The sequence below is a fragment of the Propionivibrio soli genome (assembly GCF_025770765.1).
Lineage (GTDB): Bacteria > Pseudomonadota > Gammaproteobacteria > Burkholderiales > Rhodocyclaceae > Propionivibrio > Propionivibrio soli.
Genome location: NZ_JANZKY010000009.1, coordinates 115,113 through 131,326 on the forward strand (window position 1 = coordinate 115,113; position 16,214 = coordinate 131,326).

Annotated in this window: 12 protein-coding genes; 4 read left to right on the forward strand and 8 right to left on the reverse strand. The window is 62.1% G+C overall.

Annotation, left to right across the window (positions count from 1 at the left end; translation table 11 throughout):
• The first annotated feature begins 9 nt into the window (after positions 1-9).
• The gene (locus tag NZ453_RS12165; protein ID WP_263770872.1) at positions 10-435 is read left to right on the forward strand and encodes a F0F1 ATP synthase subunit epsilon; all 426 of its coding nucleotides are present in this window, start codon (positions 10-12) and stop codon (positions 433-435) included.
• A 219-nt stretch (positions 436-654) separates the two neighbouring features.
• Here NZ453_RS12165 and NZ453_RS12170 read toward each other — a convergent pair whose 3' ends face one another.
• Genes NZ453_RS12170 through NZ453_RS12185 form a run of 4 tightly spaced genes read right to left on the reverse strand, consistent with a single transcriptional unit; the run spans position 655 to position 3,321 of the window.
• Positions 655-1,224: a ubiquinone biosynthesis accessory factor UbiJ gene (locus NZ453_RS12170; RefSeq protein ID WP_263770873.1), complete on the reverse strand. Its 570-nt coding sequence runs from the start codon at positions 1,222-1,224 to the stop codon at positions 655-657.
• Positions 1,225-1,246: 22 nt separating this feature from the next.
• Complete coding sequence (locus tag NZ453_RS12175) at positions 1,247-2,092, reverse strand: Tim44 domain-containing protein (protein ID WP_263770874.1); 846 nt, start codon at positions 2,090-2,092, stop codon at positions 1,247-1,249.
• A gap of 11 nt (positions 2,093-2,103) precedes the next feature.
• On the reverse strand, positions 2,104-2,844 hold the full coding sequence (gene ubiE, locus NZ453_RS12180) for a bifunctional demethylmenaquinone methyltransferase/2-methoxy-6-polyprenyl-1,4-benzoquinol methylase UbiE (protein WP_275983166.1): 741 nt from the start codon (positions 2,842-2,844) through the stop codon (positions 2,104-2,106).
• Positions 2,845-2,889: 45 nt separating this feature from the next.
• A complete protein-coding gene (locus NZ453_RS12185; protein ID WP_263770982.1) occupies positions 2,890-3,321 on the reverse strand; it encodes a gamma-butyrobetaine hydroxylase family protein in 432 nt (143 codons plus the stop codon).
• A 261-nt stretch (positions 3,322-3,582) separates the two neighbouring features.
• Here NZ453_RS12185 and phoB point away from each other — a divergent pair, with 261 nt between their 5' ends.
• The 3 genes from phoB to NZ453_RS12200 all read left to right on the forward strand — a co-directional run bounded on the left by phoB (position 3,583) and on the right by NZ453_RS12200 (position 7,375).
• Positions 3,583-4,275: a phosphate regulon transcriptional regulator PhoB gene (phoB, locus tag NZ453_RS12190; protein WP_263770875.1), complete on the forward strand. Its 693-nt coding sequence runs from the start codon at positions 3,583-3,585 to the stop codon at positions 4,273-4,275.
• 28 nt (positions 4,276-4,303) lie between these two features.
• Positions 4,304-5,644 carry a phosphate regulon sensor histidine kinase PhoR gene (gene phoR, locus NZ453_RS12195; RefSeq protein ID WP_263770876.1) on the forward strand — a complete coding sequence of 447 codons (1,341 nt, stop codon included), beginning with the start codon at positions 4,304-4,306 and terminating at the stop codon, positions 5,642-5,644.
• 189 nt (positions 5,645-5,833) lie between these two features.
• Positions 5,834-7,375 (forward strand): hypothetical protein, encoded by a 1,542-nt coding sequence (locus NZ453_RS12200; protein WP_263770877.1) that lies wholly within the window; start codon positions 5,834-5,836, stop codon positions 7,373-7,375.
• Positions 7,376-7,597: 222 nt separating this feature from the next.
• On the opposite strand, the gene NZ453_RS12205 is transcribed toward NZ453_RS12200, so the two are convergent.
• The 4 genes from NZ453_RS12205 to NZ453_RS12220 all read right to left on the reverse strand — a co-directional run bounded on the left by NZ453_RS12205 (position 7,598) and on the right by NZ453_RS12220 (position 16,187).
• Complete coding sequence (locus NZ453_RS12205) at positions 7,598-9,199, reverse strand: hypothetical protein (protein WP_263770879.1); 1,602 nt, start codon at positions 9,197-9,199, stop codon at positions 7,598-7,600.
• A gap of 366 nt (positions 9,200-9,565) precedes the next feature.
• Entirely contained in the window at positions 9,566-13,447 is a 3,882-nt protein-coding gene (locus tag NZ453_RS12210; RefSeq protein ID WP_263770880.1) for a DUF3683 domain-containing protein, read from the reverse strand.
• A 46-nt stretch (positions 13,448-13,493) separates the two neighbouring features.
• A complete protein-coding gene (locus NZ453_RS12215; RefSeq protein ID WP_263770881.1) occupies positions 13,494-15,428 on the reverse strand; it encodes a bifunctional diguanylate cyclase/phosphodiesterase in 1,935 nt (644 codons plus the stop codon).
• Between the two features lie 120 nt (positions 15,429-15,548).
• Entirely contained in the window at positions 15,549-16,187 is a 639-nt protein-coding gene (locus NZ453_RS12220; RefSeq protein WP_263770882.1) for a transglutaminase-like cysteine peptidase, read from the reverse strand.
• Positions 16,188-16,214 lie beyond the last annotated feature (27 nt).

The window sequence follows — 16,214 nt, forward strand, 5'->3', positions numbered from 1 at the left end:
AGAAAACCTATGCCACTCAGAGTACATGTCGATGTCGTCAGTGCCGAGGAACTCATTTTCTCGGGGCAGACGGACTTTGCGGTGTTTCCTGGCGAGGCCGGCGAACTGGGCATCTATCCGCGTCACGCGCCGCTGCTGACGCGCATCAAGCCCGGTACCGTGCGCCTGAAAGTGCCGGATCGCGACGAATACGAGCTTGTTTATGTTTCGGGCGGGATACTCGAAGTCCAGCCGGCGATGATCACCGTTCTCGCCGACACGGCGATCCGGGCGCATGACCTCGATGAAGCGAAGTCGATCGAAGCCAAGCAACGTGCCGAGGAAGCCTTGCGCAACCGTTCGTCCGACGTCAACTACGCGGCGGCCGAATCTGAGCTCGCACAGGCCATTGCTCAGCTGCAGACGATCAAGCGTATCCGCAAGCCCAACCGCTGAACGCCTCAAGCAGCAGGTAGCCGACTAAAGGGCAGGTTTCGACCTGCCCTTTGTTTTCATGGCGATCGCCGTGTTTCCGGCTCCCGGAACAAGCCGGATCCACGGATTACCTTGGCGTTACGGCGATTCCTTTCGGGGGCATCAGTTCCCACGCTTGGGCCAAGGAGTCTGCCGACCTACAACGTAATGCGGGCATGTGCTCGCGGCGTCTACCCGGCGTCAGTGTTCCAGTTGAGCGATGCGCTGTTCAAGCTTTGCCAACGTGTCGCGTACGCCGGCTACGTCACAGCAGAACCCGGCGATTTCGGAACGCCCGGCGACCGCTCGCTTCTCGTGGGTGAGATACTCGGCGACATTCATAGCCAAGTTTGTTGCCTGCTCCTGTTGCAACGAAAGGAAGCGCCGGCCGACTTGGGTAAGGCGCCGTGCCGGAATGTCGCCGACAACACGCGAAAGCTCGGCTTCGACATCCCAACGCAAATGACGGAAAACGAATCCGATCGTTTCTGCCAAATCCGCTGGTCCGCTGATACGCGCCGATGCGAGAACCGACGGCCGATCCGTGAGGCCACGCAATAAGGCGTCCGGAGGAAGGTTGATTTCGACATCCGGCTGGGCGTCGGCGGCGGCACGTTTGAAAAGGCCGGCCTCGGTGATCTCCAATGGCCACGAGAACGGACCCACTTCGAACTTCACTGTTCGCCCAACGAACCCCCGCAAGCGCTCGCTTGCCCAGTCTTCTTCACCTAGCAGGTGGTTGAGCGCCCGAAGCGCGGCTGCCGTCAGCATCCTCGGCTCCTAGGGCAGCCGTTCAGTTAACTTGCTGAATTCCCGCGACTGTCCAGCCGCGGCTGCCATCCACCGGCTTGGCCAGGTGCCAAACCTCATCGAACGGCGCCGCCGCGGCACCTTCCATCTCGCGGATCATGCCGCCAAAACGGACGCTGGCAATGTGCCGGTCGCCTTCCGTGACCACTTCGAGCAGTTCCGCATCAAGCGTGACGACGTCGGTTTTTTGTTCCGCCTGACCCCGTTCATCCATTTGCATCTTGATCTCGGCGAAAAGCTCTGGGCTCACGAATTCGCGGATATCGGCAAGATTGCGTGCGTCGTTGGCCGCTTGCAGGCGGATGAAGTTGAGTTTTGCCACTCGCAGAAAGGCCTCACGGTCGAAGCCAGCGGGAACGTTGCCGCCAGTCGGAGCGGTGGAGTTGGTGCTCGCTGCAGAGACGGGCTCCATCGCTGCATACTGCGTTGGCTGATTTGGGTAAGTCGCGGGGCGTGCATTTCCATTTTGCGGCCGAGTCAGCAATCGCAAAAGGAACATGCCGCCCATGACGAGCAGGACAATCATCAGAAAGTCGCCCATCGCGGGGGCCAACCCGAAATGCGAAAGCAGAGCGCCGAGCCCGAGACCCGCGGCCAGGCCAGCCAACGGTCCCATCCAACTCCGCCTCGGCGTACCGACCGGCGTTCCGGGTTGTTGGGGTGTGGCGGGCGCGGGAGCTGCCTGTGTGGGACTCAAGGGCCGCGGCGCTACGGCTTGGCGTTGCATGCCGAACGACCGGCCGCCACCGAGGCGAGCCGCTTCGGCGTCGCCGACGCTCAGGCCAAGCGCCAGAACCGAGAGAAAAACCGCCATGAAAATGCTTTTCATCTGTTTCCTCGTCAGAATTTGAAACCGCGATGCAGGGCAACGACGCCCAACGTCAGGTTGAAATAGTCCACTTTTTCGAGCCCGGCCTGCTCCATCATCGCCTTTAGCGTTTCCTGGTCTGGATGGACACGGATGGACTCGGCGAGATAGCGATAGCTCGCTTCGTCTTTCGTTATCGCTTCTCCAATGCGCGGAATGATCTTGAACGAATAGAAGTCGTAGATCGGTGAGAGCGGCTTCCAGACATGCGAGAACTCAAGAACGAGCAGCCGTCCGCCAGGGCGCAGCACGCGGTGCATTTCGGCAAGCGCGACATCCTTGTGCGTCATGTTGCGCAATCCGAAGGCAACCGTCACGCAATCGAAGTAATCGTCGGGGAAAGGCAGCTTCTCGGCGTCACACTGCGCGACGGGAATCAGAAAGCCCTTATCGCACAGCCGGTCCCGACCGTTGGTCAGCATGGCGTTGTTGATGTCGGTCAGCCAAACTTGGCCAGTCTTGCCCACCCGCCGCGCGAAGGCCAACGATAAATCGCCGGTGCCCCCGGCTACGTCGAGCACGCGCGATCCTTCGCGTACTCCGCTCTGGCCGATCGTGAACGACTTCCAGAGACGATGCAGCCCGCCCGACATGAGGTCGTTCATGATGTCGTAGCGTTGGGCCACGGAATCGAAAACACGGGCGACGCGCTGAGCCTTCTCAGCCTCCGATACTTGCTCGTAGCCGAAATGCGTGGTCGGTTGAGGTTCCATAGTGATCACCAAATGGGGGCGACACCCCCGAGTTTCAACCGCGCTTCAATTCTTGCGCGGGCCGCAGGAAGGCGCGGGTTTGGGCGGAGGAGGCGGGCACTCGGCCGGATCACGGCTTCCACCTTCTTCTTGCAGCCTGTCGAGATAAGCCTGCCATAGCTCGTCGCGGTGCTCGCACAGTCCGTGCAGAATGTCCCATGAGTAGAGACCGCTATCGTGCCCGTCGGAGAAAATCGGCCGGATAGCGTAGTTCCCTACCGGCTCGATGCTCAAGATGGTCACATCGCGCTTGCCGACTTGGAGCGTTTCTTGCCCCGGGCCGTGGCCCCGGGCTTCCGCGGACGGAGTAAAAACGCGCAGAAACTCGTAGGTGAGTTCGTAACGTTCGCCGTTCTCGAAAGCGAGTTCGAGAACGCGCGACTTCTGATGTTGCTTGATTTCAGTCGGAATCGGCGTGTCGGGGTGCAGTCCTGCCATGGCTACCTTAGTGATGAGCGCTACCAGCGAACGCGTATCATAGCGCAACCCCGTCCGCCGGACCGACCCTCTGTCCCAGGCGAGATATGGCCAGAGGTAGCGCGACCCGTGTGAGGTACGCGTTGACATGAAGCATGGATGCTATCGAGAGGCTCATCGCGGGACCCTCCCTCTTTCAGATCTCAATCTCGCGCAAGTTGTCATCGTTCTGTAACCTTACGTTCATAAGCTACGCCGGCGAACCGAATGAAGGACTGCGAAATGCCCGCGAACATCCTTGTCGTCGAAGACGAGCCCTCGATCCAGGAGCTGATCGCCGCGAGCTTGCACCATGCCGGCCACCGGGTGTTGCGAGCCGACAGCGCGGAAGAGGCCGCCCACCTCGTAAACCAGACGCTCCCCGATGTGATCCTGCTTGACTGGATGCTTCCCGGGATAAGCGGCGTGCAATATGCGCGGCGGTTGCGGGCCGAAGAACGAACGCGCGACCTGCCGGTCATTTTGCTCACTGCCCGTGGGGAAGAGCATGACAAGGTGGCCGGGCTCGAAGCCGGAGCCGACGATTACTTGACCAAGCCGTTTTCTCCCAAGGAACTGCTGGCACGGATAAAGGCCGTGCTGCGCCGCCGGGCGCCGCAGATGACCGAAGACTGCGTCGACGTCGACGGCCTGCGCGTCGATCCCATAACGCATCGAGTCTACGGCAACGGACGTCCGCTCGATCTCGGTCCGACCGAATTCCGCCTTCTTCACTTCTTCATGACGCACCCGGAACGTGTCCATAGCCGAGCCATGCTGCTCGACCAGGTTTGGGGCGACCACATTTTTGTCGAGGAACGGACCGTGGATGTGCACATCCGGCGTTTGCGGGCTTCGCTCGAACCCACTGGCCATGACCGGCTGATCCAGACCGTACGTGGCAGCGGCTACCGTTTTTCGACGCAGCCTGAATGAGAAAGAAAGACGCGATCGGGTGCAGCCAATGAGTGCTCTCTGGAGCCGTACGTTATGGCTGCTGGTCGCGATTGCCTGCTTCGTTTTCCTGCCGGTGCTCATCATTTCCGGGGTGGCATGGGCGCTCGTTGCCGTGTTGATTTGCGTGTTGGCGATGCTTGCCTGGCACCTCACGCTGCTCAGTCAGCTGATGAAGTGGCTCGAAGGGCCTCTCGACGCCCGGTTACCGCGTGGTCGCGGCGTATGGGAAATCGCCTTTGCCGGATTGCACCGGCGCGTTCGTATCCGCCTCGGCCAGCACCGGGCGCTTTCCGATACGCTCGAGCGCTTCATGCGCGTCTTTCAGGCATTGCCGGACGGCGTTATCGCGTTCGACAGGCACCGGCACATCGACTGGATCAACGAACGTGCTGAAGCGCATTTTGCGCTGTCGGCGAAGACCGACCGCGGACAGGCGCTCACGAATCTGATCCGCCATCCCGATTTTGTGAGCTATCTCGAAGCCGGAAACTACGACGAACCCCTCATCTATCGAGGCGGCCGTGTCGAAGGGCTCACGCTTTTGCTGCAGGTGATTCCGTACGGCGACGAACAAAGCCTGCTGGTATCTCGCGATATCAGCCAGATCGAACGGACCGAGCGGATGCGCCGGGATTTCATCGCCAACGTGTCGCACGAACTCAAAACACCGTTGACGGTGGTCGCCGGCTTTTCGGAAATGCTGACCGAAGGATACGAAGACTACGATGACGCCGAGATTAAGCACTATCTCGGGCTCATCTATGAGCAGACTGCTCGCATGCAGCGCTTGATCCAGGACCTGCTCACGCTGTCGGCGCTTGAATCGGGAGCGCCGACACCAATCGAGGAACGCGTCGAACTCGAACCGATGTTGCGCAGCATTCTCGCCGACGCACAGGCCCTGTCTGCCGGAACTCACGAGATTGTCCTCGACATGGCGACACCATCGATCCTGTCCGGTTGTGCGAACGAACTGCGCAGCGCTTTTGCCAACCTGGCGGGCAACGCGGTTCGCTATACCCCGCCTGGCGGTCGGATCGAGATAGCGTGGCGGGCAGACGAAACGGGCGGAGCGTTTTCAGTCGCCGACACCGGTATCGGCATCGCGGCCGAGCATTTGCCGCGGCTGACCGAACGCTTCTACCGCGTTGATCGAAGCCGCTCACGCGAAACAGGAGGGACCGGCCTCGGTCTGGCGATCGTCAAGCACGTCCTGACGCGTCACCACGCAACACTGGAAATCGAGAGCGAGCCGGGCAAGGGAAGCCGGTTTACGGCGCGCTTTCCCGCCGACCGGTTGCTCGAACCCGCCCATCCGTTGCGCCAAGCACTTCCGTCAGCGATTTGACCGCGTCCGCCGAATCCGCGTACCGCAGGTGAGCCCGCACTCATTGACGTTCCCGGCGGCGTCAAGGATACTGCCTCGTTATAGTTGCGCAGCGCAAAACGGGCTGGGACCCGCCGCCTTTGATTGTTCCGTCGTCCCCCGTTTGCTCCTTGCGCCAACGCAGGTTTCACTTACTTACGCAGGATGATCATGACCAAGAAGATTCTGTTCCAAGACACCAGCTTCCGCGACGGATTCCAGTCGATTTTCGGCGCCCGGGCGTTGACGAAGGATTTCATTCCAGCGGTCGAGGCAGCGGTTGCTGCCGGCATAACGCACTTTGAAGCCGGTGGCGGTGCGCGGTTTCAAGCGCCGTTCCTGTACTGCGGTGAGTCGGCCTTCGACATGATGGACGCCTTCCGCAAGGCGGTCGGGCCGGATATCAAGCTGCAGACGCTGGCCCGGGGTATCAATGTCGTCGCGCTCGAACAGCAGCCGGCCGACATGATCGATCTCCACGCCAAGATGTTCAAGAAGCATGGCATGACGCGCATCCGCAATTTCGACGCGCTGAACGATGTGAACAACCTCATTTACTCCGGCCAATGCATTCACGATGCCGGCCTCGAGCACGAGGTCGTGGTGACGATGATGGAACTGCCGCGCGGGTGCTCGGGTGCTCATGATCCGGAGTTCTACACCAAGACGCTGCGCAACATTCTCGATTCCGGCGTGCCGTTCTCCAGCGTGTGCTTTAAGGACGCGTCGGGAACATCGAATCCGCGCAAGGTCTACGAGACCTTCAAACAAGCGCGCAAGCTACTGGGCGACAAGGTCGAACTGCGCATGCATACGCACGACACCTGCGGCACCGGCGTCGCTCAGTATGTGGCGGCAATCGAAGCCGGCTGCGACGGCGTCTGTCTCGGCCGGGCGCCATTAAGCGGCGGCACGGCGCAGCCCGATCTCTTTTCGCTCTGGCACGCATTGAAGGGCACCGACTATACCCTCGACATCGATGTAGAGAAGATCATGGAGGCCAACGAGGTCGCCAAGGAATGCCTGGGCGACTACGAATTCCCGCCGGAAGCCTTGGGCATCGATACCGAAGTCATCTTCAGCCCGATGCCGGGTGGTGCGCTCACGGCCAACACGCTGATGATGCGTGAGAACAAAACCTTCCATAAGTATCCGGAAGTCATCAAGGCGATGGCCGAGTGCGTGGCGCGTGGCGGGTATGGTACGTCGGTCACCCCGGTGTCCCAGTTCTACTTCCAGCAAGCCTATGCAAACGTGATGATGGGACCGTGGAAGAAGATCACCGAGGGCTACGGTAATATGGTGCTCGGCTATTTCGGCAAGACGCCGGTCGAGCCGGACCCGGAGATCGTGAAGATCGCCGCCGAGCAGATGAAGAAACCCGTCTTTAGCGGCGATCCGATCAAACACTTGGAGCCGGGCATTCCGAAGGCGAAGAAAATCCTTGAGGAGAACGGTCTGCCGGTAACCGACGAGAACATTTTCACCATCGGCGCGTTGGCGACGAAGGGCGGCAACAAAGGCCTGGACTTCCTGAAGGGCAACTTCAAGATCTCCGTCCCCAAGAAAAAGAAGGAAGCGGCTGCTGCGGCGCCGGCTCCTGCGGCGGTTGCCCCGTCCACGGCATCGGGTTCCGCTCCGGCCGGGACGAAGCGCGCTTACCGCATCGCCGTCGGCGCACAGTCCTTCGAGGTGAACGTCGAACATATTTGATTCAGCCAACGTTTCCCGTTCGCTGGCGCCTGACGCGGACGGGAATGACCCCATTGAACCGCTCCCGGGCTTCGTCTCGCGGGGCGGTTTTTTCTTTCGGGATAATGAGTGGGACGGCGTTTCAGGCGAATGGCATGGCGTGCGATGCGCCGGACTCTCGCCCAGTACACCGGCAAGCGGGCTACCCGCATGAATTCGCTTTAGTTTAGCCGTGCTTGTTGGTCAGGCGGCAACGAAACTGACGCGTTCGAAATCCACGCCGTCTTCAAGCATGTGGACAAGCTGCACACGCTTTGGCGTATCGATGAAAAGATCGAGCAAACGTTCCCGGCGGTACCACCCGCGTGGCAGCACCAATGACGCGTCCGCGCTTACGGCGGGTACGGCTGGGAGAAGAAAGGCGCGGTGATACCGGCCATCCTGTACCGCCGCTGGTTCTACGGGACGCGCGGCGATGGCGCTCGGCAAGCCGGGGAGCGCCATCAGACCGGCGATCAAACCACCGCCTTTTTCCTGCATCAGCCAGACGTTGCGAGCAAGCAGGAAGCGACCGCCGTCGTGCGGACACAAAGCAACCAATTGATCATGCGCCATGCTCTTGCCAACCGCGCTGCGGACGAGGCGGAATCCGTTTGCCGACTGGTTGACGATCTCCCACGTATCGACGCGGTATGCCAGCCGCTCTTCACGATACTTGAGGGCCTCTTGCGGATTCTCCTGATGCCGGAAGGCGAACAGGCTCTCGAATTCATGCCGCGAATAGACGCGCGCATTCTCCGGCTGTTCGAACTCCTTGCCGGAAACGAAGTAATGAATCTCGTCGAAACCCGTGCACAAGCGCGCCGTCCCTGATGTGGCGTGGCGTTTGAAACGGCGTGGCGCCTGCACTTGCGACCAAGGTCGGGAGAGTCGGTGGAGCAGCCGGTTGCACTGCCCGGCCGTACAATCCTCGCCCAACGCCAACTGGGCGGGCGGAATACGCTCGTGCAGTTGCTGGCGGATGTGCACCATGTGCATCGCCAGCCGCGATGTGTCCAGGCGGCGGACGTTCTCGGTCTGTAGGCACATGGCAACAGGGCGCAGCGCCACGTCCTGCATGAGGTCGATGACGAAAGGCGGCAGCGTATCGCCCGGGCGGGCACGGTGTATTCCAACCAGCGGCGCCCAATAGGTCGCCCAGCGGCGGACTAGCCGTTGTTCTCGCACCGGCAAGCCGTAACCCCCGGCCATTTCGACGAGAATGAAGCTCACGTAGGCGGCGGTGCAATGCACGGCCCGACCGAGCGGATCGAGCGGATCGGCAACCGCGAGGGTCGCAATGTCCCAATCCTCGGCGGAACCGAAGTAGCCATGCAAATCGAGCCAAAGGCCCCAAGGCAACTCCCGGCGAGCCTGCTGGTGCTCGAGTATTGCCATGCCGACGTGGTAGATGCATCGGTGCAGGACGACCGCGAGGCGCGCGGGGCGCGCCGGGTCGTCCTCGTCGACGCGTTCATGATCCAGGCAATGAGCGTAAGCGCGCGCGGTTTTCAGCCAGAGGGCGATGACGCGCTGGAATGTTTTTTCTTCAAGCTCCGCGAGCGGCAGCGTTTTGTTCAGATAACGCTTGGCAAGTTCTTCTTGAACGAAGCAGATCGGTACTCGGGCGTGTTCAAGCAACCGAAAGTAGATTTCCCCGTCGGGCGGCGCGGCGAGCAGGCTGTCAAGAAAGGCGTCGAGTTCTCCCGCGGCCTGCCAGGGATTGGCGAGCGAAATGCGCGCCAGGAGCTCGCACCCGGTCTTCAGATCCCGTACGGTGAAAGGAAATGGCAGGGGGGTCGTCATGGCGCCGGACGAGGGGGCTGATGCGGCCGGTCAGCCGCGCTGCGCGCACAGCAAGCGTCCCGGGCAGGCGCGATCCTCGGTGGACCACCGCTGGCCGCTACTTCGCACTTCGCGCGACGCAAGGACTTCGGCCATTATTCTCCACCCCCAAAGGTTGCTGTTTCTCAGGCCGCCGATTTTCGCCTTCAGCTTACGGAGTTTGCTCGATCTTTCAAGGCACTATGTCACACAAGTATTTCCAATTGAATGTGTGCGGAAGACGGAGCGCACGATAAGGCAAAGAACCACCGGATACAACAGGCGGCTCCCCGTCCACACTTCCTGCCCGGCCAAGCGATACGTCGCGCCGGTCGGATCTCGCCCTGGCTAGAGCAGGACGCGCTCGATGCCGCCGTCGTTCGCCTGCCGAACGTAATTCTCCAGCCAGTCGGGCCCAAGCAGTCTCTTGGCCATCTCGACGACGATGTAGTCCGCCTGCGTCCCTGCATCTCCGTTGTAGCGTGATAACCCTTGCAGGCATGACGGACATGAGGTCAGCAACTTGATCTCGCCGGCAAACCCATCGTCGCGCAAACGGTTGGCACCCTTCTCGATTTCTTCCTGCTTGCGGAAGCGCACCTGCGTCGAGATGTCGGGCCGCGTGACCGAGAGCGTGCCCGACTCGCCGCAGCAGCGGTCTGAAAGATCGACACGCTGGCCCATCAGGGCAGTAGCGGCCTTGATTCCGGAGATGGTCTGCATGGGAGCATGGCACGGTTCGTGGTACATGTAGCGGACGCCACTGACCTCGTCACCGGATAGTTTCACGCCTTTTTCAAGAAGATATTCATGGATGTCGAGCAACCTGCAACCAGGAAATATCTTGTCGAACTGGTATTGCAGCAACTGGTCCATGCACGTGCCGCAGGAGACGATCACCGTGTTGATGTCGAGGTAGTTAAGGGTGTTCGCCACACGGTGGAAAAGAACGCGGTTATCGGTGATGATCTTCTGCCCTTGGTCGGCGTCGCCGGCCGCCGTCTGCGGATAGCCGCAACACAGATAGCCGGGTGGCAGAACGGTCTGGGCGCCGATCTCATAGAGCATGGCCTGCGTTGCCAGGCCAACCTGCGAGAACAGGCGTTCCGATCCGCAGCCGGGGAAGTAGAAGACGGCGTCGCCGTCATAATCCGGCTCGCCGATTTTGCGCGGGTCGCGGATCACCGGAACGATTGTGTTGTCTTCGATATCAAGCAGTGCCCGCGACGTACGCTTGGGTAGCCCGCCGGGCATCGGCTTGTTGATGAAGTGGATGATCTGCGCGCGCAACGGCGGTTGCCCGACAGTCGACGGCGGTTGCCGTGTCTGGCGCTGGGCGAGACCCACGGCGCGAGCGACCTTGTGCGCCCACCGCTGACCAGCGTACCCCCACTCGATCATCGTCTTGCGCACGAGGCGAATGGTCGCCGGGTCGGTCATCGACAGGAAGGCCATTGCCGCCGCCTTCGCCGGCACGATTTTTCGCTTGCCCTGCTCGCGCAAGAAGTTGCGCATGCGAATCGAGACGTCGCCAAAATCGATATCGACCGGGCATGGCTTGACGCACTTGTGGCAAATCGTGCAGTGGTCAGCAACGTCGTTGAACTCGTCGAAATGCTTGAGCGAAATACCGCGCCGTGTTTGCTCTTCGTATAGGAAGGCCTCGATCAGCAGCGAGGTGGCGAGGATCTTGTTGCGCGGCGAGTAGAGCAGGTTGGCCCGTGGTACGTGCGTCGAGCAGACCGGTTTGCATTTGCCACAGCGCAGGCAGTCCTTGATCATCGTCGAGATGTCGCCGACTTCGGACTGTTCCATGATCAGCGACTCGGTGCCGAGCAGAGAGAACGACGGCGTATAGGCCCCGGAGAGATCGCCGCCGGCCATTAGCTTGCCGCGATTGAAATGGCCGTTGGGGTCGATGCGCGCCTTGTAATCGCGGAACGGCCGTATCTCGTCTTCCGACAAGAACTCGAGCTTGGTGATGCCGATGCCATGCTCGCCGGAGACGACGCCGTCGAGTGAGCGAGCCAACGCCATGATGCGTGTGACGGCGGCGTTCGCCGTTTGCAGCATGGCGTAGTTGTCGGAGTTCACCGGAATGTTGGTGTGCACGTTGCCGTCGCCGGCGTGCATGTGCATGGCGACGAACACGCGTCCGCGCAAGTTCTCTTTCTGAATGGCGTCGATGCGTTCGAGGACACGCCGAAACACCTTGCCGTCGAAGACCGCTTCCAATTGCGGCTTGAGTTCGCTTTTCCACGAAACGCGCACCGAATAATCCTGCAGGCGGTGAAAGAGTTTCGGTGCGGCGGCCTTGTTGAGCAGCATCCCGGCCGCGATGCCAAGCGACTCAAACTGTGTTTCCGCGTACGCGAGCGGTAGGTCAAGGTTGTCGAGCAACCACTGCCAGCGCGCCCGCACCGCCCCGATCGCTTCCAGCGCCGCCTGCCGTTGATCACCGATCAGAAGCGCGTTGTCGAGGTTGGCGTCGCCGCTATGCAAGGGCAGGTCGCCTTGCAGGAATTCGCTCAACCGATCGCACAACGCCAGCTTGTTGCCGATCGAAAGCTCGATATTGATGCGTTCGACACCGTCGCAATAGTCGCCCATGCGCGGCAGAGGAATGACCACGTCCTCGTTGAGCTTGAACGCGTTGGTGTGCCGCGAGATCGCAGCCGTGCGCGAACGATCGAGCCAGAACTTGCGCCGGGTGTCCGCGTCGACGGCAATGAAACCTTCGGCCGAACGCAGGTTGCATAGACGGACGACCTCCGAAGCCGCCGTCATCACCGCGTTTTCATCGTGACCGACGATATCGCCGATCAGCACCATCTTCGGTCGGCCGGCCTTCTCGCCCTTGCGCTTGGCTTTGGTCGAATAGCCGACGGCGCGTACGTAGCGCTCGTCGAGGTGTTCAAGACCGGCAAGTTGCACACCCGCCGCATAGCCGGCGCCGCCCGGCTTGAAATAGTCGGTAATCTCGACGATCGCCGGTACGGCTTCGCGCACTTGGCCGAAGAATTCGAGGCAGACGGTGCGCGTGTGCGGCGGCATCTTGTGCAGCACCCAGCGCGCGGCGACGATCAGGCCGTCGGTGCCTTCCTTCTGCACGCCCGGGAGGCCGGAAAGGAACTTGTCGGTGACATCCTTGCCGAGCCCCGTCTTGCGGAAGCGCGCTCCAGGGATTTCGAGCATCTCGGGTTCGCCTCGCGGCGTCGTGCCGTCCTTGGCGAAGCGGCGAACTTCGAAGCGAGCGATATCCTGATCGTGAATCTTGCCGAAGTTGTGCCCGATACGCGTGACTTCCATGAAGTAGCCGTTCGTATCGACCATCTTCCACCACGCGAGGTTGTCGAGCGCCGTTCCCCACAGCACCGCCTTCTTGCCGCCCGCGTTCATCGCGATGTTGCCGCCGATGCACGAGGCGTTCGCCGACGTCGGGTCGACGGCAAAGACGTAGCCGGCAATGCCCGCCGCGTCGGAAACGCGCTCGGTGACGGCGCCGGCCCCGGTACGGATGGTCGCGTACGGGCGGTCGCAGCCGGGCAACAACGTTTCCTCGACCGGGTCGATGTCGATCAGCTTCTCGGTGTTGATCACCACTGAATCGGGCGTCAACGGGACGGCGCTGCCGGTGTAGCCGGTGCCGCCCCCGCGCGGAATGATCGTCAGCCCGAGTTCGATGCAGCCGCGCACGAGACCGGGAATCTCGTCTTCGGTATCCGGGTAGAGGACGACGAACGGGTACTCGACCCGCCAGTCGGTCGCGTCGGTCACGTGCGCGACACGGGCGAGTCCGTCGAAAGCAATGTTGTCGCGGCGCGTGTGCCGGGACAATACCTTCAGGACCTGCCGACGCTTGGCGGCGGTATCTTCGAAATGGCGTTCGAATTGGAGAACGGCCTGTGCGGCGGCTTCGCACAGACGGCGCACTGTTTCATTTCCCTGCCGCCGCTTCTCTATCTCGTTCAGCCGGTGCCTGAGCGCCTGCACGAGCGCATCGCGCCGCTGGCGGTTGGCGAGCAGATCGTCCTCGAGGTAGGGATTGCGCCGAACGACCCAGATGTCGCCGAGCACTTCATAGAGCATCCGTGCCGAGCGGCCGGTGACGCGCTGGCTACGCAGCTCGTCGAGGATCGCCCAATTCTCGGCGCCGAGCAGGCGGATGACGATCTCGCGGTCGGAGAACGACGTGTAGTTGTACGGGATTTCACGCAGACGCGCGTTCATGGGCTTCGGCAACACGCAAAAGCGCGATTTTACCGTATCGTCCGCGCTAACCCTCGGTTGCCTCCTGCGCGACCGCCGGTCCTGTCGCGCCGTCAAATCCCAGTTCGCGTATCGCGATCAACTCTGCCGGCGTTTCTACGCCCTCGGCGAGCACCTCCAGACCCATCGTGTGTGCAATCGAGCAAAGGCCTTTAAGGAACGCGGCGTTTCCCTGCGTTTGGTCGACGCGCCGCACGAAGCTGGCATCGACCTTCAGGTAGTCGATTCCCAGGTCGTGCAATGTGCCGATGCGGCTGAATTGATGGCCGACATGTTCGAGCCCGACTCGGCAGCCGATGCCCTTGAGTCCCCGGCACAGTTCGCGGAACATCGCCGGGTGCCTGAAGGCCCCGGTTTCCGTAATGTCGATCCACAAACGCTTGGCCTCCGGGCGTCGTCTTCCGAGCAGCGCCAGAAGTTGCTTGCGGAACGGCGCGTCGGCGACCGAGCCCGCCGCGAGATTGATGCCGAGACCGGGCAAGGCCGGCTCGGCGCGCAACGTATCGAGCCCGAGCGAGACGGCGATCAGGTCCAGCGTCGTCGTCATTCCCAGGCGCTCCGCGACCGGCATGAACTGACCTGCCGGAAGCCACTCGCCGCTGGCGGCATCGTCGAGCATCAACCGTAGCGGGCACTCGCGGTGCGAGAGAACACTTGCCATATCGACGACGGGGAACGACCCGAGACGAACCTGTTGCCGATCAAGCGCACGGCGGATCAGGCGCGACCACTGCGCCGCAGTGTGGGGATGGCCCTGACCGTCGTCGACCGGCGCTTCGCCGTATGGCTCGTCGGCTCGGCCCTCGGCCTGGGCGAGGGCGAGATCGACGCGGGCGAGCAACGCATCGAGGTCCATGCCGTGACCGAACAGCCCGAATCCGACCGACGCCGCCCGACGGCCGCCGACGTAGGCGCTGCCCGCTTCGCCGAGTGCGCGCAACAGCGAAACCGCTGCCGCTTCCCCGTCCGTCTCGCCGAGCAGCATGACGGCGAAGTCGGAACCGTTGAGTCGAGCGGCGGCCCCTTCGTGGCGCTGTTGGGCCCACACGTCAATCGCTGCTCCCGCGCGGCCGACGTATTCGTCGGCGGCTGCCCGGCCCAGCCGTCGGTTGACCTCAGCGAGTTCGGCCAGACGCACGAGGAGCAGCAGACCGCCGCCTACATCTTCGGCCGCGAGCGCGTGTTCCAGCCGAGCCAGGAAATGAGCACGGTTTGCGAGGCCGGTGAGCGGGTCGAGGTTGGCTTCTCGGCGAAGCTGCTCAAGCCGTGCGGCTTCCTCGTCAAACGTCGCTTTCAGGCGTTTGACCATGCCGTTCATCGCCGCGGCGAGATGTCTCAATTCCGGAACGTCCGGCTCGGGGATGGTCACGAAGCGGCGTTCGCTGATTGCGCGCGCCTGCCCGATCACGGCATCGAGCGGCACCTTGAGCCGGCGCACAATGAACGATCCGAGCAAGCCGGCGACGAGGCCGGCCGCGGCCAACGCGGCCGTCATGCGCAGGACGCTGGACCAGAGTGCCTCGTAGGCAAAGCGGCTGTGGCTGACGAGCGTCACCGTACCAAGCGGCTGCCAGCCGTTTGATATCTGGGCTTGGCCAGGTACGGAGCGAATCGGCAGCGCGCTGACGAACCATGCAGGCGTACGCGTCTCGCCCGCGCGGCTCTGTTTCTCGACGAGCGTCTTGCCTTTGCCGTCAACGACGCGAATCGACTCGTAGTGTCCGCTGTCGAAAAGGGCGCTGGTCGCCAGCTCAACGGACACCAGATCCTGGTCGCCGCGGCTCAAGGTTAGCGCCAAGGCGGCCGCGTTGTCGGCGTTCTTCAGCGACAGCTGCGACTCCAGGTAGTCGCGCGCGCTCAGCACCGAGGCAAGGAGTGCGCCGGCGAGAGCGAGCAGCATGCTGCTGACGACGGCAAGCCACATTTGGCGATACATCGACATCGTGAGCCTTCCTCAGTCGGTGGGCCAGCTCCGGCGTGCGGCGCGTGCCGTGCCGCGGTTTAGGCCCGGGTGCCGGTACGTCGTTCCGGCCGCCTGTTCACGGTATAGATTCTCCGCTTGCTATTCGAAACCCTCGGCGTGCATTCGCCGCAGGACGTCCTCCCAGCGCGACAGCCGGTCCTGGCTACGCGGCCCGCCGGAACGTCCCGATGCGCCGGTGAAAACGCCTTCGCCGTTGAAGCTGAAGACCGGTTTCAAGTCGGGTCGTTTCGACGCCGCCCGAATCTCGGGATCGAGATTGTCGAGCACCAGAGCTTCCCGGTCGGGTGCGGCGTAGTAGGCGACCACCATGTGCGCCTGCTCGACCTCGCCTTCCGGCGTCCGCAAATGCGCCTTGACGTAGACCAGTCGCAGTTTGTTCTCGGCAATTCCAGCGAGGCGTAGCGAAGCATATTTGAAGATCGAGAAATCTTCGCAATCGCCTCGGCCCTGGCCGATCGTCTCCAGCGGTGTGGCCCAGTAGTCGGCTTGCTTCCACACGTCAGTATCGGCCGCAAAGACGATGTTTCGGTTCACGAAATCGTTGACTTCACGCAGTATCGCCAATTCTTCCTGTCCCGGCAGAGCGTCCAGCAAATGCAGCCATTCATTGAGCACGACGACGCGTTCGATGCCGAAACGGGCGGCCAGGCGTCGCTGCAGTTCCGGTGGGTCGAGTGCTGCGCCGATCGACGCGACGCAGAGCAAGAGCGCCCACAATATGAGACTCCGGACGCCGCGCATAGT